Annotated in this window: 22 protein-coding genes; 17 read left to right on the top strand and 5 right to left on the bottom strand. The window is 60.9% G+C overall.

Annotated elements, in window-relative coordinates:
• Positions 1-109 precede the first annotated feature (109 nt).
• The 4 genes from C4S63_RS09115 (at position 110) to C4S63_RS09100 (ending at position 2,841) form a co-directional block, all read left to right on the top strand.
• Positions 110-517 (top strand): CBS domain-containing protein, encoded by a 408-nt coding sequence (locus tag C4S63_RS09115; RefSeq protein WP_062814863.1) that lies wholly within the window; start codon positions 110-112, stop codon positions 515-517.
• A gap of 152 nt (positions 518-669) precedes the next feature.
• The gene (locus C4S63_RS09110) at positions 670-1,158 is read left to right on the top strand and encodes a DUF962 domain-containing protein (protein WP_062814862.1); all 489 of its coding nucleotides are present in this window, start codon (positions 670-672) and stop codon (positions 1,156-1,158) included.
• A 44-nt stretch (positions 1,159-1,202) separates the two neighbouring features.
• On the top strand, positions 1,203-1,961 hold the full coding sequence (locus tag C4S63_RS09105) for an AraC family transcriptional regulator (protein ID WP_062814861.1): 759 nt from the start codon (positions 1,203-1,205) through the stop codon (positions 1,959-1,961).
• Between the two features lie 13 nt (positions 1,962-1,974).
• Positions 1,975-2,841 carry a crotonase/enoyl-CoA hydratase family protein gene (locus tag C4S63_RS09100; protein WP_103917397.1) on the top strand — a complete coding sequence of 289 codons (867 nt, stop codon included), beginning with the start codon at positions 1,975-1,977 and terminating at the stop codon, positions 2,839-2,841.
• 212 nt (positions 2,842-3,053) lie between these two features.
• Here C4S63_RS09100 and C4S63_RS09095 read toward each other — a convergent pair whose 3' ends face one another.
• On the bottom strand, positions 3,054-4,022 hold the full coding sequence (locus tag C4S63_RS09095) for an AraC family transcriptional regulator (protein ID WP_103917396.1): 969 nt from the start codon (positions 4,020-4,022) through the stop codon (positions 3,054-3,056).
• A gap of 172 nt (positions 4,023-4,194) precedes the next feature.
• Between C4S63_RS09095 and C4S63_RS09090 the strand changes: the two genes are divergently transcribed.
• The 7 genes from C4S63_RS09090 (at position 4,195) to C4S63_RS17280 (ending at position 9,972) form a co-directional block, all read left to right on the top strand.
• Positions 4,195-5,487, top strand: coding sequence for an NAD(P)/FAD-dependent oxidoreductase (locus C4S63_RS09090; RefSeq protein WP_062814858.1), 1,293 nt, complete (start codon positions 4,195-4,197; stop codon positions 5,485-5,487).
• Between the two features lies 1 nt (position 5,488).
• Positions 5,489-6,409 (top strand): bile acid:sodium symporter family protein, encoded by a 921-nt coding sequence (locus C4S63_RS09085; protein WP_062814857.1) that lies wholly within the window; start codon positions 5,489-5,491, stop codon positions 6,407-6,409.
• The gene (locus tag C4S63_RS09080) at positions 6,391-7,329 is read left to right on the top strand and encodes an SDR family oxidoreductase (protein ID WP_062814856.1); all 939 of its coding nucleotides are present in this window, start codon (positions 6,391-6,393) and stop codon (positions 7,327-7,329) included. Before C4S63_RS09085 ends, C4S63_RS09080 begins: the two co-directional genes overlap by 19 nt.
• Entirely contained in the window at positions 7,326-8,123 is a 798-nt protein-coding gene (locus C4S63_RS09075; protein ID WP_062814855.1) for an SDR family oxidoreductase, read from the top strand. The genes C4S63_RS09080 and C4S63_RS09075 overlap by 4 nt, the downstream gene beginning before the upstream one ends.
• Positions 8,123-8,884, top strand: a complete 762-nt coding sequence (locus C4S63_RS09070) for a sulfite exporter TauE/SafE family protein (RefSeq protein WP_103917395.1) — start codon at positions 8,123-8,125, stop codon at positions 8,882-8,884. The genes C4S63_RS09075 and C4S63_RS09070 overlap by 1 nt, the downstream gene beginning before the upstream one ends.
• Before the next feature lie 275 nt (positions 8,885-9,159).
• On the top strand, positions 9,160-9,750 hold the full coding sequence (locus C4S63_RS09065) for a GNAT family N-acetyltransferase (protein WP_082810711.1): 591 nt from the start codon (positions 9,160-9,162) through the stop codon (positions 9,748-9,750).
• 9 nt (positions 9,751-9,759) lie between these two features.
• On the top strand, positions 9,760-9,972 hold the full coding sequence (locus C4S63_RS17280) for a hypothetical protein (RefSeq protein WP_146063372.1): 213 nt from the start codon (positions 9,760-9,762) through the stop codon (positions 9,970-9,972).
• 243 nt (positions 9,973-10,215) lie between these two features.
• Here C4S63_RS17280 and C4S63_RS09060 read toward each other — a convergent pair whose 3' ends face one another.
• Both C4S63_RS09060 and C4S63_RS09055 read right to left on the bottom strand, forming a co-directional pair.
• Complete coding sequence (locus C4S63_RS09060) at positions 10,216-10,845, bottom strand: class I SAM-dependent methyltransferase (RefSeq protein ID WP_062814853.1); 630 nt, start codon at positions 10,843-10,845, stop codon at positions 10,216-10,218.
• Complete coding sequence (locus C4S63_RS09055) at positions 10,846-11,937, bottom strand: alpha/beta fold hydrolase (RefSeq protein WP_062814852.1); 1,092 nt, start codon at positions 11,935-11,937, stop codon at positions 10,846-10,848.
• A 213-nt stretch (positions 11,938-12,150) separates the two neighbouring features.
• Between C4S63_RS09055 and C4S63_RS09050 the strand changes: the two genes are divergently transcribed.
• The gene (locus C4S63_RS09050) at positions 12,151-12,381 is read left to right on the top strand and encodes a hypothetical protein (RefSeq protein WP_062814851.1); all 231 of its coding nucleotides are present in this window, start codon (positions 12,151-12,153) and stop codon (positions 12,379-12,381) included.
• A gap of 45 nt (positions 12,382-12,426) precedes the next feature.
• Here C4S63_RS09050 and C4S63_RS09045 read toward each other — a convergent pair whose 3' ends face one another.
• Positions 12,427-13,125: an HNH endonuclease gene (locus C4S63_RS09045; protein WP_062814850.1), complete on the bottom strand. Its 699-nt coding sequence runs from the start codon at positions 13,123-13,125 to the stop codon at positions 12,427-12,429.
• Between the two features lie 264 nt (positions 13,126-13,389).
• Between C4S63_RS09045 and C4S63_RS09040 the strand changes: the two genes are divergently transcribed.
• The 5 genes from C4S63_RS09040 (at position 13,390) to C4S63_RS09020 (ending at position 16,798) form a co-directional block, all read left to right on the top strand.
• Positions 13,390-14,001: a hypothetical protein gene (locus tag C4S63_RS09040; protein ID WP_062814849.1), complete on the top strand. Its 612-nt coding sequence runs from the start codon at positions 13,390-13,392 to the stop codon at positions 13,999-14,001.
• Positions 14,001-14,603: a hypothetical protein gene (locus C4S63_RS09035; RefSeq protein WP_062814848.1), complete on the top strand. Its 603-nt coding sequence runs from the start codon at positions 14,001-14,003 to the stop codon at positions 14,601-14,603. Before C4S63_RS09040 ends, C4S63_RS09035 begins: the two co-directional genes overlap by 1 nt.
• A 61-nt stretch (positions 14,604-14,664) precedes the next feature.
• Complete coding sequence (locus tag C4S63_RS09030) at positions 14,665-14,934, top strand: hypothetical protein (RefSeq protein WP_062814847.1); 270 nt, start codon at positions 14,665-14,667, stop codon at positions 14,932-14,934.
• Positions 14,931-15,188 (top strand): hypothetical protein, encoded by a 258-nt coding sequence (locus tag C4S63_RS09025; RefSeq protein ID WP_062814846.1) that lies wholly within the window; start codon positions 14,931-14,933, stop codon positions 15,186-15,188. Before C4S63_RS09030 ends, C4S63_RS09025 begins: the two co-directional genes overlap by 4 nt.
• On the top strand, positions 15,185-16,798 hold the full coding sequence (locus C4S63_RS09020) for a PepSY domain-containing protein (RefSeq protein ID WP_062814845.1): 1,614 nt from the start codon (positions 15,185-15,187) through the stop codon (positions 16,796-16,798). Before C4S63_RS09025 ends, C4S63_RS09020 begins: the two co-directional genes overlap by 4 nt.
• Positions 16,799-16,888: 90 nt before the next feature.
• Here C4S63_RS09020 and C4S63_RS09015 read toward each other — a convergent pair whose 3' ends face one another.
• Entirely contained in the window at positions 16,889-17,797 is a 909-nt protein-coding gene (locus tag C4S63_RS09015; RefSeq protein ID WP_234999976.1) for a fatty acid desaturase, read from the bottom strand.
• Between the last annotated feature and the right edge of the window lies 1 nt (position 17,798).

Raw genomic sequence — 17,798 nt, 5'->3', positions numbered from 1 at the left:
GAACCGGTAGCCACCCCGTCATCCATTGATATTCCCCATGGGCTATCGACAGGCTATTGACGGTAGCACAGTGGTATAGTCAATAAAGGCTCAATCCAAGGAGACAGCCATGAGCGAACTAACGGTGCGGTCCCTGATGGCCAAACATCCGGCGGCGGTGAAAACCGGCACGGAGCTGACTGAGGTGGTGGACATTCTGCTGCAGCACAAATTCACCGGTCTGCCAGTGGTGGATGATCACAACAAGGTGGTGGGCTTTGTGTCGGAGCAGGATTGTCTGCGCAAGTTGCTGATATCCAGCTATCACTGCGAGGGCAGCCTGGTGGTGGAAGAATTCATGCATGGCGAGCCTCTCACCGTGCATGAGCAGGACTCGGCGGTGAACGTGGCCGAGCTGATGGTCACCCAGAAGCCCAAGATCTATCCGGTGGTGGACGACAAGGGCATTCTGGTGGGGTTGCTCACCCGTGAGCAGGTGTTGCGAGCCCTCAAGGACAGCCGGCGAGGTTGCGACTGACCCGGTCCTGAATCAGCGATGGGTCGCCGGTCAGCAGGAATGCCAGACGCAGGCGCTGTTCCCGATCAGTGATGACCCCTGCGTACAATCCCGCGTCCAGGCCGGGCGCTATCTTTCATGGCAGCTCAAAACAACAACTCGGGAGAGCTGTCATGCGTAATCTGCAAACCTTTCTGGCCGATTATGGCGAGAGTCATCAGAACCCGGTCAACCAGTGGGTTCATATCCTCTGTGTGCCAGCTATTTTTGTTTCCACCCTCGGGCTGTTCTGGCTGTTGCCGCTGGGGCAATGGCTGGGCCTGGAGGGGGCCGGGGCCTATTGGGTCAACGGCGGCACCCTGCTGGCGGCGATCTGCATGCCGTTTTATTTTCGCATGTCCCTGGGCATGACCGTGCTGATGGCCGGCTGGCTGGCGGTGTCCCTGGCGATCATCGTGGCGGTGGATCGCAGCGGCCTGTCCTTGGCCTGGAGTGCGGCAGGGCTATGGCTGCTGGCCTGGGCGGTGCAGGTATGGGGCCACAAGGTGGAGGGCAAGAAACCCTCCTTTGTGGATGATCTGGTGTTTCTTCTGGTCGGCCCCATGTTTGTCAGCATCGAGCTGGCACACAAGCTGGGCGTTGGCCGTCGCCTATCGGCCTGATCGCCCATTGCCCGCCCGTGGCCGGGCGGGCATGATCGGCGGTTATGAATGACAACGCCTCATCGTCACCGGATGTGCCGCTGACTCCTCTGTTTCTCTGGCAGGGTGGCTGGCTGATGGTGATGCCTGCCATCGATAACCAGCCCCACCAGCATGTGGCCGCCTCCCTGTTGGTGGGGTTGAGCCAGCCGCTTCGGGTCACGGTGGATGGCCGCCCGTGCCAGCAACAGGTGGTGCTGGTGCCCCCGGATGTGCCTCAGAGTCTCAACAGTCAGGGGCCGGTGGCGGTGGTTCACCTGGATCCGGATGAGCCGGCCTGGCGGGCCCTGTCCCGTCTTGGTGGCCTGGATGACAGGCAGCAACGCTGGTGCTGTGCCCAGATTGCGGCTCTGGTGCGCAACGGCAGTGAAGAAAACGCCCGGCTCTTTCTCCAGGGCCTGCGGGCGCTTGCCGACCCCCTGCCTCTGGACCCTCGAATCGCTGACGCCTGCCGCCGGATGCGTGCCGCAGAGGCGGTGCCTGCCATGGATGCCCTGGCAGAGCGCGCCAATCTGTCTGCCTCCCGGTTCCGGCACCTGTTTCGTGAACAGCTCGGCGTATCCCTCAAACGTTATCAGCTGCACCTCAAGTGCCAGCGAGCGCTGGCCTTGTGGCGTAGCGGCATGAATTTCACTGAACTGGCGGTGGCCGCCGGCTTCTACGATCAACCCCACCTCAATCGCACCCTGCGCGCCATGTTCGACGCCCTGCCATCGCGGTATGCTCGGGGTCTACCGGTGCAGGTGGTGCACCTGAAAGAATAACGATGGAGGCTCCATGGATTACCAGCATATTTCCACCGATCTGGATGAACAGATTCTTACCATTACCCTCAACCGTCCCGATCGGCTGAACGCTTTTACCCTGCGCATGAAGGATGAGCTGGTCCATGCCTTTGCTGAAGCGGACCGCAATGACGCAGTGCGCGCGGTGATCGTGACCGGTGCCGGCAAGGTGTTCTGTGCCGGCATGGAAATGCAGCCGGAAGAGGGCGGCAATGTGTTTGGCTACGATGAGGCCGAGGGCATGGACCCGCCCCTGGAGCAGATTCGTGATTCCGGTGGCGAAGTGTCCCTGGCCATCTACAACTGTCGCAAGCCGGTGATCGGTGCGATCAATGGCGCCGCCGTTGGCGTGGGGATCACCATGACCCTGCCCATGGACATTCGTCTGGTGGCGGCCAACAGCAAGATCGGCTTTGTCTTTACCCAGCGGGGGTTGACCCCGGAAGCCTGTTCCTCCTGGTTTTTGCCGCGGGTGGTGGGCATCCAGAAAGCCATGGAATGGGTGATCAGCGGTGACATCTTCATGGCCGAGGAAGGCGTGGCCGCGGGGCTGTTCCACAGTGCCCATGACAAGGGTGAAGTGGTGGACGTGGCGCGCTGCATTGCCCGCAAGCTGATCGCCAAGAGCTCCCCGGTGGCGGCGGCCCTGGCCAAGCAGATGCTGTGGCGCAATCCCAACTTTGCCCACCCCATGCAGGCCCATGCGGTGGAGTCAAAAATGATCTACTGGTCCAATGAATTCTGGGACGGTCGCGACGGCTTTACCTCCTTCCTGGAAAAACGCGAGCCGCGTTTCGAAACGGCGATGGCGGATATTCCGCAGCAGTTCGATTTCTGGCATGAGCCGGAGCTTGGTTAACAGGGCGCCCGGAATATTTTCTGCGAAGTCCGTGTTTTGTAGGGGCGCCGCTTGAGGAGGGATAGCAGTTTCGAGTTGCGAGTTGCGAGTAACGAGAAGCGAAAAGCACAACCGGTTTTGCGTCTCGCTTCTCGTTACTCGAAACTCGTTACTCGCTTCGCTTGTTTCGCGCCTCAAGCGGCGCTCCTGCAAAAGACGGGGCGAAATCGGCGTTATCGTTTTTCTTCGCGGTAGTTTGCCGGCGTCATGCCGGTCCAGCGTTTGAAGGCCTTGGAAAAGGCGCTTTCATCGGAAAAGCCCAGCTTGTCGGCGATATCGGCCAGCCGGGTGCCGGCCTGTAATTCCGTCTCCGCCATCCCTTGCAGTAACGCATCACGCAGCAGTTTGAAGCTGCTGCCTTCCTCTCCCAGTTTGCGCACCAGATGGCGCCCGCTCATGGCCAGCTGCTCGGCGACCTTTTCCTTGCCCCAATGGGGATGCTGGCGGAGCAGGTCGCGGACGGTGGCACTGAGAGACTGGCTGCCCAGGTTGTCCAGCAGCTGGTCAGCCAGGGTGCGCAGGTGATGACACAGGGACGGGTTGGCATGGATCAGCGGCATGGTCAGGTCGCTGGCGGGTAGCACCAGGGTGTTGTGCTCCGCCGCAAATCGCACCGGCAATCCGAGCAGGGACTGGTAGCGGCGATTGTCGTCCAGCGCCGGGTGAGCGAAGGTCATGCGGCTGGCCTGTAACTGGTTGCCGGTGGTCCAGCGGGACAGTTGCAGCAGCGCGGTCATGGCCGCCTCCACCCGTTCCGGCTGACGTACGCTGTACTGGGGTTGGTAACGAATCTCGCATTCGCCCTGGTTCACCCGGTAGGAGAAGATCCCCCCTTCGCCGACGATGGGGTAGTAATCCATCAGCGAATCCAGGGCGTCTTCCACGGTGTCGCAGCTCATCAGCACCATCCCTACGGTATCCAGGTGGCCGACCTGCAGGGCCAGCCCGAACTGGATTCCCACCAGTGGATCCTGGGCCTGCTCGCAGAAGCTTTCCCAGATCTCTCCCTGCAATGCCAGGCTGACTCGGTCCTGTTCGCCGACCGCCTTTTGCAGTTTGGCGGGCAAGGCAAAGCCCAGCTGTTGAGCCGCCTGGCTGATCGCCTGGGTAAAGCGCACTGTCACGGTGGGGGTGTGCGTCATGGGGGCGCCATAGTGGTAAGGAGTGATATCCGGTCCCGAATTAACCGTGGCAAGGTCCCGAATTGGCCGTGAGCCTGCAGCCGGTCGACCGTAAAGTAGACATCATACCAAATGCTGAGTCCAACTCGGCAAACCCCGGATCCGGGAAATAATAATAGTTATCGGGACAGCCATGTACGCAGTGATCGGCGCCGGCCCCATGGGCCTTGCCACCGCCAGAAACCTGAGCAAATACGATATTCCTTTCATCGGGTTCGACCTGAACAGCGATGTGGGCGGCCTGTGGGATATCGATAATCCCCACAGCACCATGTATCAGTCTGCCCATCTGATCTCCTCCAAGGGCATGACCGAGTTCAGCGAATTCCCCATGCCGGATGAGGTGGCCACCTACCCGCATCACAGTGAGATGAAGCGTTATTTTCAGGCCTATGCCCGTCATTTCGATCTTTATCGGCACTACGAATTTTCCACGCGGGTGGTGCGGGTGGAACGAGAGGGCGATGGCTGGCAGGTAACCACCGAGCGCGACGGAGAAACGCAAAGCCGTCACTTCCAGGGCGTGTTGATTGCCAATGGCACCTTGCACAAGCCCAATCAGGCCAGTTTGCCGGGCAAGTTCGAGGGGCAGTTGATGCACTCCTGCGAGTATCGTGATGCCTCGGTGTTTGACGGCAAACGGGTGCTGATTGTGGGGTGCGGTAACTCTGCCTGCGATATTGCCGTGGATGCGGTGCACCGGGCGGCCAGTGTGGACCTGTCCGTGCGCCGGGGGTATTACTTCCTGCCCAAGTTTATCGGCGGGAAACCCACCGACAGCATCGGGGGCAAGATCAAGTTGCCCCGGAGTCTCAAACAACGCCTGGATGCCAGGCTAATCCGTCTCATCGTCGGCAAGCCCAGTGATTACGGACTGCCGGAGCCTTCCTACCGGATGTATGAATCCCACCCGGTGATCAATTCCCTGGTGCTGCACCACCTGGGTCATGGTGACATTACCCCCCACGGCGACATCGTCGGGGTGGTGGGCGACACGGTAACCTTTGCGGATGGCCAGTCCCGGGTTTATGACCTGGTGTTGATGGCCACCGGTTACAAGCTGGATTACCCCTTTATCGATGCCGGGGAACTGAATTGGCATAACGCGGATGCGCCGCAGCTGTATCTGAACGTGTTCCATCCCCAGCACCGTAACCTGTTCATGATGGGCATGGTGGAAGCGGCTGGTCTGGGTTGGGAAGGGCGTAATGAGCAGGCGGAAATGGTGGCGCTCTATATCAAGGCCAGAGAGAACAACCATCCGGTGGCAGAGGCGCTGGAACAGAAAGCCACCGCCGAAGCCGGCCAGACGCTGGATGGGGGCTTCGACTATCTCAAGCTTGAGCGTATGGCCTACTACGTGCACAAGGACAGCTATCGCAAGGCGGTTAACGCCCACATCGCCGACCTGAAACAGGGGGTGTGAGGTGGAGGTGCAGTTCAGTAGCGAGAATCTGCTGATTCTCAATGTGATCCTGGCATTTATGATGTTCGGGGTGTCGCTGTCACTCACCGGTGAGGATTTTCGCCGGGTGCTCAAGCGCCCGGATGCGCCCATTGTCGGTCTGCTTGCCCAGTTCGTACTGCTGCCCGCGGCCACCTGCCTGACCACCTGGTTCTTCGAAGTGGATCCGGAAATGGCCCTGGGGATGATTCTGGTGGCGTCCTGCCCCGGAGGCTCGTTCTCCAACATCATGACCTGGCTGGCCCGGGCCAACGTGGCCGTGTCGGTGAGCATGACGGCAGTCTCCAGCCTGGCGGCCATGGTGATGACGCCGTTCAACTTTGCGCTCTACGGCTGGCTCAACCCGCATACCCGGTCGATGCTGACAGACATCCAGCTGGACAGCATGAACATCCTGATCCTGGTGGCGCTGGTGCTGGGCCTGCCGCTGCTGGTGGGAATGATGACCGGCAAACTGTTTCCCCGTTTTGCTGCCAGGGCGGAAAAGCCCATGCGGGTCATCACCTTGCTGGTGCTCTTGTTGTTTGTCGGTGTGGCCTTCGGCAACAACATGGAGGTGTTTCTGGCCACGGCGGATCGCATTGTCATCCTGGTGGTGTTGCAGAACCTGCTGGCCCTGGGCATGGGCGCCTTCGCCGGGGGACTCACCGGCCTGCCCCGGCAGGACCGCCGAGCCATCACCATGGAAGTGGGCATCCAGAACTCCGGTCTGGGGCTGGCCATCCTGTTTACCTTTTTCCCCCAGGCCAGCGGCATGATCCTGATTGCCGCCTTCTGGGGGGTCTGGCACCTGATTTCCGGTCTGCTGCTGGCCTGGTGGTGGTCGCGGGGCCATGACGATCGCCAAAACCGCGAGGAGGCATCATGCAACGACGCATCCTGATCACCGGTGCCGCCGGCTACATTGGTAGCCAGGTCGCCCGTCGGCTGAGCCAGGACCACCATGTGGTCGGGGTGGATATCCGGGCGGATGACAGTGCCGATTTCCCGTTTTTTGTCATGGATATCCGTGACCCGGACCTGAAGCACCTGATCCGTGAGCATGGGATACACCAAGTGGTGCATCTGGCCGCGGTGCTGGAGGATTCCGGTGACCGGGCCCGGGATTTTGATATCGATGTGAATGGCACCCGCAACGTGCTGGACGCCTGTGTGGCGGCGGGCGTGGAACAGCTGGTGGTGACCAGCTCCGGCGCCGCCTATGGCTACCACCCAGACAACCCCGCCTGGCTGGATGAGGAAGACGCCCTGCGCGGCAATCCGGAGTTTGCCTACTCGGATCACAAGCGCCAGGTGGAAGCCCTGCTGGCGGAGTATCGTCAGAGCCATCCGGCACTGAAGCAGCTGGTACTGCGTCCGGGTACCGTGCTGGGCGCCCACACCCGCAATCTGATTACCCGGTTGTTTGAAAAGCCGCGCCTGGTGGCGGTGGCCGGTTCTGCGTCGCCGTTCGTGTTCATCTGGGACCAGGATGTGGTGGAGATCATTCAGAAGGGAGTCCTGGAGAGCAAAGCTGGCTGTTATAACCTGGCCGGAGATGGGGCCCTGAGTCTTCACGAGCTGGGCCGGCTGCTCGGCAAGCCGGTGATTTCCGTGCCCGCCGGGCTGATTCGTGCCGCCCTGTGGCTCGGCAATCGGCTTGGATTGACCCAATACACCCCGGCGCAGGTGAATTTCCTGCGCTACCGACCGGTACTGGCCAACCGACGTCTCAAGGAAGAATTCGGTTATGTCCCGCGCAAGACCTCGGAGCAGGTGTTTCGCTTCTATATGGCCGGCCAACAACCGAGGAAGCAGCCATGAAAACCATACTGATTACCGGCGCCGCCTCCGGTCTTGGCTGGGCACTCTCCCAGCAGGCCTTTGCGCTGGGCCATCGCGTCATCATGACGGATATGAATGCCCTGCAACTGGGGGCGCGGGCTGATGCCCTGGCCAAGGAGGATCCGTCCCGGGTGAGTTTTCACCGGCTGGACGTGACCGACAGTGAGGCAATCACCCGACTGGTGGCCTTGCTCAAGGAAAAGGAAGGTGGCCTGGATGTGCTGATCAACAACGCGGGTATCACCCACCGCTCTCTGGCGGACAAGACCGACCTGGCCGTGTTCCGCAAGGTCATGGCGGTGGACTGGCAGGCGCCGGTGGAAATGGCCGTGGCCTGCTTGCCGCTGCTCAAACGCAGTGGTGGCGGTATCATCAATATCGGTTCCATGGCCGGCTGGATGCCGGTGCTGGGTCGGGCCGGGTATTGCAGCGCAAAAAGTGCCCTGAGCCAGTTTTTCGAAGTATTGCGAGGGGAAGTGGCCCAGTACGGGGTGCATATCCTGATGGTCTATCCCAGCTTCCTGGATACGCCCATTGAGGCCAATGCCCTGGGCCATGATGGCCAGCCCGCTGCGCACCCCCGCTCCATGGTCGGTGCCATGCAGACCCCGGAGTGGATGGCCGAGCGAGTGTTCGAGGCGTACTACCGCAAGAAAAAACGTCTCTTCCCGGACCGCTTCACCTGGTTTGCCAGCCTGCTGTGGCGGCTGGCCCCGGATGTCTATCAGCGCATGATGGTGCGCAAGTTCGCCTCCGAACTGGAACCCCATTAATGGTCGACATGATCACCCTGCCCTGGCTGTTGCTGGGGCTGTTCATCTTCCTGGCCTTCACCACCGAAGCGGCCACCGGCTTCGGCAGTATCGTCATCGCCCTGTCCCTTGGCGCCCTGGTGCTGCCGATCACGGAGATCCTGCCGGTGCTGGTGCCGCTCAATATCGTCATGAGCAGCACCCTCAGCTGGCGGCATCGCCATGCCATTCACTGGCCCACCCTGTGGCAACTGATTCTGCCGTTGATGGTGATCGGGACCCTGGCCGGTTATGGGCTGCGTCCCTGGCTGGGCGACCAGGTGCTCAAGCATGCCTTCGGTGTGCTGGTGCTGTGGTTCAGCGGTCGGGAACTGTGGCGTATGTGGCGCGGTGCGATGGCGACGGTCCATGGAGTCCTGTGGGCCCGAGTGTGGATGTTCATGGCGGGCATCACCCATGGCCTGTTCGCGTCAGGCGGCCCTTTACTGGTCTATGCCCTCAGCGGTCTGTCCCTGGACAAACAACGCTTCCGCGCCACCCTGATTCTGGTATGGCTGGTCCTGAACAGCCTGCTGACCCTGGTGTTCCTGCTGGATGGCAGTCTGCTGCCGGCGGCGCCGCGCATTGCCATGCTGGTACCGGTGGTGGTGGTGGCCATGGTGCTGGGGGAAGTGCTGCACCACCGGGTCGACGAGCAGCGGTTTCGCCGGGCCGTGTTTGTGGTGCTGGCGGTGACCGGCGCGATCCTCGCCTGGCCGGGGAGAGTTCAGCTCGCTGGTTAGGGAGGGTCTGGCAAGTTCCCCGGAAGTCGGCATTTCTACGAAGCCCCTGTAGGAGTACCTCTTGAGGTGCGAACCGCGCTTGCGCGGAAATCGACCGAAGGGCGTTCAGGCCATTCAGAACTCGACAGGTCTATCCAAACACAACCAGCTCACCTCTGACCCAATACGGATTGGATGGGAGCCTGAAGCTCCTCTATCCTCCAAAAGGCAATTTTCCTTTCCTCTGTCATCATGCTATTGGTTTGCTGTCGTCCGTTTTATCTCCAGGAGCTGCCATGTCCCATGTGGAAATTCGCCCTGTCACCGGTTTTGCGGTGGAACCCTGGCTGGATGAACTGGCCGAGTTGCGCATTGAGGTCTTCCGGGATTTTCCTTACCTGTATGAGGGGAATCGGGAGTATGAGCGCCGCTATCTGGATCGCTACGCCCAGTCTGATCGCAGTGTTTTTGTGCTGGCGCTGGAATTCAACCGGCTGGTAGGCGCGGCCACGGCGTTGCCATTGCTGGAAGCGGATGAGGAGTTCCAGGCCCCGTTTCGGCAACTGGGCGCGGAGCTGGGCTCGGTGTTCTATTTCGGCGAGTCGGTGCTCTTAAAGCCCTACCGGGGTGAAGGAATCGGTCACCGGTTCTTTGATCTGCGAGAACAATATGCGGCGGATTTCGGATTCCTGCATACCGCGTTCTGCGCGGTACAACGGCCGGAGGATCACCCCCTTCGCCCGGACGATTACCGGTCGCTGGATGATTTCTGGCGGGGCCGGGGCTATTTCCCCCAGAACCAGCTGGTAGCCCATTTCGACTGGACCGATGTGGGGGAGGCGGCGCCAAGTCGCAAATCCCTGCAATTCTGGTTGCACAGTCTTTAGCGACCTTTCGTGACGTTCAATGACAACCGGCAAGCGGGGCCGGGCATGCGCGCAAGGGATATGGCGGTGAATCCGTGGAACGTGATCTCTTTTCGGGCGGCTTTTTCTCCTGCCGCTGCTCAGGCAATGGTGTGCCCGAACGTATATTTCCGGGTTGCGCTGGTTCGTTTGTCTGGCATTGCCATCAATCTTTCACCCATTTGGGCGATTAACCGTCATTGAATGCCTCCTATACTCGAGACTTCGGGCGTGAATTTCTTGTGAAGGGGGCTTCATGGAGCGGTATTCAAGCACTCATCGCCACTGGGGAGCGCGTCTCGCGCGGCAGGCGATCATCATCGTACCGTTGGCGCTGCTGGCGGTGGGCGTGGCAGTGATCGTAGCGGGGTAGTCTAGGGAACCTCTGAATAACTCCTTGCATGCTCAGCGTGGCCTGAAGCGTGCAAGGAGTTATTCAGAGGTTCCCTAGATCTTCTGCATCAACACCACAGGATTCCCTGTCAGCGTCACTTCCCAGCCCTGCTGCCGGGCCAGCCAGGCGAAGGTCTCCGGCTGCCAGAAGCACACGTGGGTGGGGTCGCGGCGATAATGCCAGTTGGGGAAGGCATCATCGTCGATCAGCCAGCGGGTCATGATGCCCAGCCAGCCGCCCGGTTTCACCAGGCGGGCAAATTGCTGCCACTCCCGGGCAGGGTGATGCAGGTGCTCCACCACCTCCGTGCAAGTCACAAAATCGTATTGCGAGTCCAGTTGTCCCCGGTTCGGGGCATAGATCGGATCATAGGTCTGGCAGGAAAAACCCCGTTCTTCCAGCATCTGTGCCAGTGCCGGGCCCGGCCCGCAGCCAAAGTCCAGGCCGCCATCGCCGGGCTTCAGCCGCTCGCAAAGCGGGTCGGCCAGCTGGGCCAGAAAGCCCCGGTATCCGGGGTCCGCCGGGTTATTGTCATGCAAGTCGTACTGGGCCTTTTCCGTGTCCGCATCGGGCAGTCTGGCCGGGTCTTCAAAGGTCAGCCGACAAGTCTCGCAGCGGAAATAGTCGCGGCTTTCTACCCGGGCAAACGGCCGTGCCGGGCTCTCACAGAGCGTGCATCGCATTTACGCCTCCAGCCACCGCTGGATGCGCGCATAGGTACGGCTTTCCTCAATCATGGTCATGTGCCCCATCTGGTAGAACAGCTCCCGGGTCAGCCGTTCCGCTTCAGGGTAGAGGCGCGTGGCCAGGCCGCTGTCCACGGTCACCAGCCAGTCCCCGCGGGGTTGGGGGTGGCCCGGCTCGCTGACACTGCCGGCGATGAATAACTGCTCCACCTGGGTATCCAGCGGCACCTTGCTGCTGGGACGGGACTCGTCCAGAGGCCGGTCACGCCACTGGTCTTCCAGGACATAACCGAAGCGCAGGTCGCGGATGCCATCGGAGCGCAGGTTGGCGAGCCGCATCAGGGGGCGTGAATACGGTGTGGCGCCGAGCAGACGGTTGGCCTGGTTGCCGGCACGCTCCAGCAGAGCGCCCTGGTGCGGCGACCCCAGGCAGGCCAGATGGGTGACCTTGTCGGTCCAGGCGTCGCCGCGCTGGCGGCCCTGATGCAGGGCGCTGCGGGCCACCAGTCCGCCCATGGAGTGGCCGATCAGAATCACCCGCTGCGGCAGGACGGTATGCGCCAGCAGCCCTGCCAGCTTGCGGCCATTATCGGAAATATGCAGGCCGGTGTTATAGCGCAGGTAGCGGACATCGGCTTTCAGTTCGGTGCGGGCCCAGTGGTTGAAGGCATCTGCCGCCGGGTTGCTCCAGCAGGCATCGTTCATGCACAGGCCATGCAAAAAGACCACAAGTGTGTCGCCCTGAACCGGGCCGGTGGGCAGTAATGTCATCCGCAGGGCATAGGGACTGTTCTGTTCCGCCAGCAGTTGCCCGAAAACCCCGTTGACGATGCTTTGCAGATCCAGGCTGTCGCGCAGTTCCCGGTTCGGGTCCGCCAGCAGGTCGGCCATGCCTGCCACGTTGCCCGCCTGGCGGAAACCGTAGCGAATCAGGTTGTAGACCATCGGTGCGGGGGTGTAATCGTTGCCGCGCAAGCCAAACGGGTTGGCCACAGCACCATGAATATCCTGTACCACCTGGGTGATTTCATTGCCTACACGGGTGACCAGTTGCGCCAGTCCGCCCACATTACGGCCTAATTGTTTCATGGGTTCTCCTTGTCCTGACCGCATCATAGCAGGGAGTGGCCGGCCTGTCGGAACCCCTGGAGTGGGCGTGCGTAAATGGCTGCATCCGCACAAGACAGGCAACGTAATGATTCGTAAAATGGCCCTGCTTTGCGCGTTAATTCTTGGGTTTTGACGTGGGATGGCTTTACAGTCAGGGATGTTCGAATCACTGATACTTCAAGGAGTGAGTCTATGCGTACTTTCGGTAAAGTAATTCTGGCTGCCCTGTTTGCCTTTTCCGCCCTGCTTGTCGGGTGCGACAGTAACGATGGGCCGGTGGAGAAAGCCGGTGAAAAAGTGGATGAAGCAGTAGACTCCATGAACCCGCAAGGTCCCATGGAAGAAATGGGCGAAGATCTCGATAACGCCTATGAAAGTGCGGAAGAATCCGCAGAGAGCATGAAGGACGCTGCCGAGCAATAAAAGCCGCGTTTTCATGTTGAAAAAGCCGCCTTCGGGCGGCTTTTTTTATGGGCGCTTTTGGGCCACCTGGCAGGTCGCCAGCAATGACTCAATGGCCTGTTGTTCCGGTGGCGTTATCAGCAACTGATAGCGCTGTTTGATGCCTTGCCAGTGTTGCCCGTACTGGCACCAGTAGCTGCGGTTTTCCGGTAGCCACTGGTCCGGGCTGCTGGCCCCTTTACTGCGGTTGGCGCTGGCTGACACCGGCAACAGGTTGGCGGGGTCATTGGCAAACTGGCGTCGCAAGCTCTCATCCCAGCGATCACCCCCATGGCCGTGTGCATGGCGCAGGGGGACCCGATGATCGATATCCAGCTCGCTGGCGGAAGTAAAAACGGTGTCGCTGTAAGGGTCATGCCAGCGACCGGTGGCCACGGTGCAACGGTCATCCCGGGTAAAGGTAACCGGCACCTGGCTGGTGGCAATCAGTATCTCTGCGCGGGTGTCCTGGCAGTCCCCATCCTGGTCCAGCCAGTGGGGCCAGTCCTTGCGTTCGTAGAGACCGGAAAAGGCCCGGTTCTGCTCGCGGGCTTCCTGTTCCGCTTGCTGTTGCTGACGATGCAGGGTCAGGCAGGGTTCACGGTGGCAATGATAGCTGCCGGTGGCCCGGTCGATGTGTCCGCCCTGGCTGTCCAGGCCGCCGGGATGGCTGTGGGCAAGACTGGCGATCACGAAAAGCAGGGCAGCGAAAGGGCGGGTGGGCAATGGAGGTCCTGCAAGAAAAGCGATGATCTGACTAGGATATCAGCGTACATACCGGTAGGCGATATCTTACAGTGCAAATTCAGGCAACCATCCGGTAGCAGCAAGATACAAACGGCAACGAGGCAAAACGAAATTCCACTGTGGATAGCACCGGCCCGCCGCTAGAGTGATCCTGCCGGGTTTTGGCCGTCGAATGCGCGTGCCGGAACCGGGTTTATGAGTTGCAGTGCATATTAAGCAGTAGCAGTTGCAGGAGTTTCGGGTATGGCAAGCCAGTCGGAAACGGATCGTTGGCGTCAGCAGGAGTTGGCACTTACCGCCGTGGAGCATCGCCTTCAGGCGCTGGGTGAGTATCTGGCGGTGTATCGCGCCAGCTATGCCTCCAGTGGTGAGGGGCGACATTACGCCAGGGTGCGGATGCTGCGTCAGGACATCGGCCGCTTGCGTGCCTGGTGGTGGTACCTGCATGCCACCCGCAGGGGGGCGTCCTGGTTGCCTCTGTTGCACCGCCTGGTGGACTTGCTGGCGATGTTTGTCAGTCCGGTTCGGCGGGGTGGACGGCGGCGCCATTCTTCCGGGATGTTGCGTCATCTCACCAGTCACAGCCTGATTGAGCGAGCCTACGCGGCATTGGAGGAGGATATGCAAGGGCAGTTGCTCACCGTGCGACTGGCCCAGTACCAACGCCCCACCGATAGTCGTAGCCGGGAAATCAGCCTGCTGCAGCATCAGCTGGAGGAAGTGGCGGCCCTGCGGCGATGCGGGCTGCCTGAGCCGCGCCGGCTCACGGCCATCTGCCATATCCTCTATCGGGTAATGACGGTGCGCCAATGGCTGGGCCTGCAGTTGCCACTGGCCAACCAGGTGGATCGTTGATGTTGGCTGCGAATCGACTGGCTCCGGCACTGGAAAGCTTGCCTCGGGTATTTGCCCTGTCAGACCTGAAGCAATTATTGCCCGGGGAAGAAGATCAGGCTCTGGATGTGGCGCTGCGCTGGCTGGAAGCGGGGGTCATCAAGCAGGTGGCACCGCCCCGCCCGGTTTTCTTCAAGGTCATCCTGGGTGAAGAACTGGACGAGGTGGATCGTTGTCGAGCCTTGCTGCGGGCCTTTCCCTCCCTGGTGATGGTGGCCGGCTCGGTCCTCTGGCGCCAGGGGCTCAGTGCCCAGCGTGATACCTTGCTGGAGTGTTGTGTGTCGGAAAAAGAGCTGAGCTGCAACTTGCCGGGTGTTGCCCTGCGCTGGCGGCCGCCGGCCTGGTGGGTGGCGGTGAGACAGGCCGGCGGTATTGCCGGTGATCATCACGGCGTGGCCATGCTGACCCCGGAAATGGCCCTGGCGGATGCCGCGGCGTTCCGGGATGTGTGGATGCCCGACCGGGATGCGGTGGACTGGAATCAGTTGTCCACGGCCAGACTCAGCGAAGCCACCCAGCAGCTGTTGCCGCTGCGCGACGAGGGCGCGAGCCGTACCGTTTGACGCGCCCCGGCAGACTGGTATTAAATGAGAACCATTATCAGTATTTCAGGGTTCTTCTCCCATGTGGTTTGCCGTTCTGGCCACCCTGGCCAGCGTTGTCCTTTTTTATCTCAGTGATCGCCAGCAGCGCTGGCTGAAGCAACCGCTACCAGCCATGGTGCGCCTGCTGGCTGTATTGCTGCTGGCTGCTGCCACGGCGCTGTGGATACTCAGTCTGGGGGTAGGCGTAGGGCTCTTTGTGGCGCTCTGGGTGTTTGTCCTGCCGGCGATGCTGTTGCCGTTGATGGCCGGTCATTACCGCGACAGCTTCCAGCGGAGGGTGCGCGGATGAGATATGCCCTGGGCACCGTGCTCAGTCTCCCCCTGTCCCTGATGCTGATCGGCCTGCTGGCGGCGGCTCTGCCGATGCCGTGGCAGGAGTGGCTGGTGCTGCAGTTGGTTGCCGCCGTGCTGCTGTGGATGTTGCTGGTGCTGCTGGTGGCGCTGCCGGCGAAGGCCAAACCGATTCTTGTGGCGCTGGGGGTGGCGAATCTGGCCGCCTGGCTGGCCCTTCAGGCCACCCCGCTATATGGAGTCGGGGCATGAAGGGTGAGCGTTTGCGCCGGATGGTCGATCTCCATGCCTGGGTAGGCATGGTCAGTGGTCTGGCACTGTTTGTGGCGTTTTTCGCCGGTGCCATCAATGTGTTTCATCATGAACTGCATCATTGGCAGGAGGCCCACTACGGGGAACCGGCTTCTGTGCCCATGGGCATGGACGGGTTGCTGGAACAGGTCACCGGTCAGTATCCGGATGCCCGCAAGCGGTTGTACCTGCTGCCGGATGCGGAAGATCCGGGGGTCATGTGGTTCGAGTCCTCGGAGGGCGACTGGGTCACCGCCCATGCCACGGACTTCAATGCCGAGGGAGTCCGCGAAGACGTGCCCCGCTCGGCCCTGGCGGATTTCATCAACGAGTTGCATTTTGCCCTTGGCATTCCCAATCCGGGCTGGCCGATCAATATCGGCATGACCTTCATGGGCCTGATCTCGGTGATGTACGGGGTCGCCCTGTTCAGCGGGTTGCTGATCCACTGGCCGAAAATCCGCAAGGAATTCTTTGCCCTCAAGCACGAGGGCAACATGCGTCGTTACTGGAAAAACCTGCATAACGTGATCGGCATCATCAGCTTTCCGTTTCACCTGATCATGTCGGTGACCGGGGCCGCCATGGGCATGTTCACCGTGGTGGCGGTGCTGTTGGGGGCGCTGGTGTTCGGCCCCCAGTTGCGCGGGGTCATCACGGAAGAGACAGAAGTATGGCCGGCGGTGGACAGCCAGGGCGACACCGTGACCATGCCGTTGATGGAAGACGTGTTGTCCGCGGCCCGCAATGAACTTCCGGATCTGACCGTGGACTGGCTGGAAATCCGCGGCTACGGCGATGCCGCTGGCTGGATCGATGTGGCCGGCTCCGTGCCCGGGTATCTGGGGCACCATGCCCACGTGGTCCTGGACCCGACCCTGGGACCGTTACGGGTGATTGCGCCAGAGCAGCGCAGTTTCAACTTTGCCAGCTTGTCCCCGGTTTACTCCCTGCACTTCGGTGACTACGGGGGCTTGCTGGTGAAACTGTTGTACTTCGCCCTGGGGTTGCTGGGCTCCTTGCTGTTTGTCTCCGGCAACATTCTCTGGTGTGAGCGTCGCTCGGACCGCACCGGTCCCGGGCGCTCATCGGCCTTTCTGTTACGTCTGACCCTGGGCGTTTGTGCCGGCGTGGTGATCGGCATTGCCTTCAGTTTCCTGGCCAGCAAGCTGTTACCCCATACCCCGCTGGCGGGCCTGGTGGCCGTGGCGGAACGGGGGGTGTTTGCCGTTATCCTGGTATTGCTGGTGGCCTGGAGTCTGCGCGCGTCGCCGTTGCGGTTCAGTAGTCAGATGCTGCGTATGGCACCATTCTGTTACCTGGCCATTCCCCTGTTGCAGACTGTGCTGGAAGGCAGCCATGCCTGGCTGGAAGCGGATAACCGTCTGGTGAATCTCTTGTTGCTGGCGGTGGCAGCCTGCCTGTGGGTGGTGCGGCGCCAGTTCCGCAAGCGGATCCGTCAGGCTGAGCCGCACCCCCTGTGGGTGGGCAAGGTTTCCGGTGATAACCCCAAGCACCTCACTGAAACCGAGCGGGAAGCCGGTACGGTGGCGTCGGATTCAGCGTCTTGACGTCGATGACCGCAGAAAAAAAGGGCCGGAAAATCCGGCCCTTTTTTATTGGCAGTCCGTTTGTTTGAGACGTGCCGGGACTGTGCAGGCTCAATCGGCAGGCATCTGCTCAGCGGTGTTTGAGGGCGCGACCGGCAAGCGGGAAAATATGCCGATGATTGGCGTGCCCTGGGCCTGAAGAATCGGCGCGATGTCCCGATGCAGAGCGTGATAACGGTAAAAGGGCACTCGCGGGAACAGGTGATGGATGGAATGCAGGTTTTGTCCCAGCCAGAACCACTCCAGCGGTTTCATCCAGCGTGGCATGATCAGGCTGTTGGTATTGCGGTAGCGCTCGCTGACCTTGTAAGGATGGTGCGGGCGATAGGCAAACCAGTAGGCCGTGAAAAGGCCGCCGAGATAGTAGCCAAGCAGAATCACCGCCACGGTGCCGGGCTGGTCGACCATGGCCAGAAAGGCAATGCGCCAGCCCAGCGAGACCACCAGCTCGGCGCTGTAAATCAGCTTTTCTTTCAGTGATGCACTGCCCCAGCTGTGCTGCACAAAAAAGGTATTCTGCACCCACTGAAATCGCAGTCCGGCTGCCAGAAAGCCAAGGGGCCCGCTCTGCATTCCGCTGATAATGAAATCCGGGTCCTTGTCCGGCTGGTTGGTAAAGCGATGATGGGTGAAATGTTCGATGCGGTGTGAGGCATAGGGGATGGCGATGATCGGCGCCACCAGATACCCGCACAGGTCATTGACCCATTTATGTCTGTCGTTATTTCCATGGATGTTGCCGTGGGCCGCCTCATGCAATGGGGTGTAGGACATATACGTCAGTGCCGCGACCAGCAGACAGGCGCCCCAGGCGGGCAGGGAACCACTGGCGAACAGGGCAAGCGTGGCAACGAAGGCGGCTACCACGGCGGCGGTCAGTAACATTGTCGGCCAGGCGGTTTTCCCCATATAGTGCTTGGCGCAGGCAATGGCCTGCTTGTTCAATGCGGCTGAATCCATG

Source organism: Alcanivorax sp. DSM 26293, assembly GCF_900107995.1.
Classification (GTDB): domain Bacteria; phylum Pseudomonadota; class Gammaproteobacteria; order Pseudomonadales; family Alcanivoracaceae; genus Alcanivorax.
The sequence above is the reverse complement of the archived record's forward strand: the minus strand, read 5'-3'. Positions and strand labels throughout refer to the sequence as shown.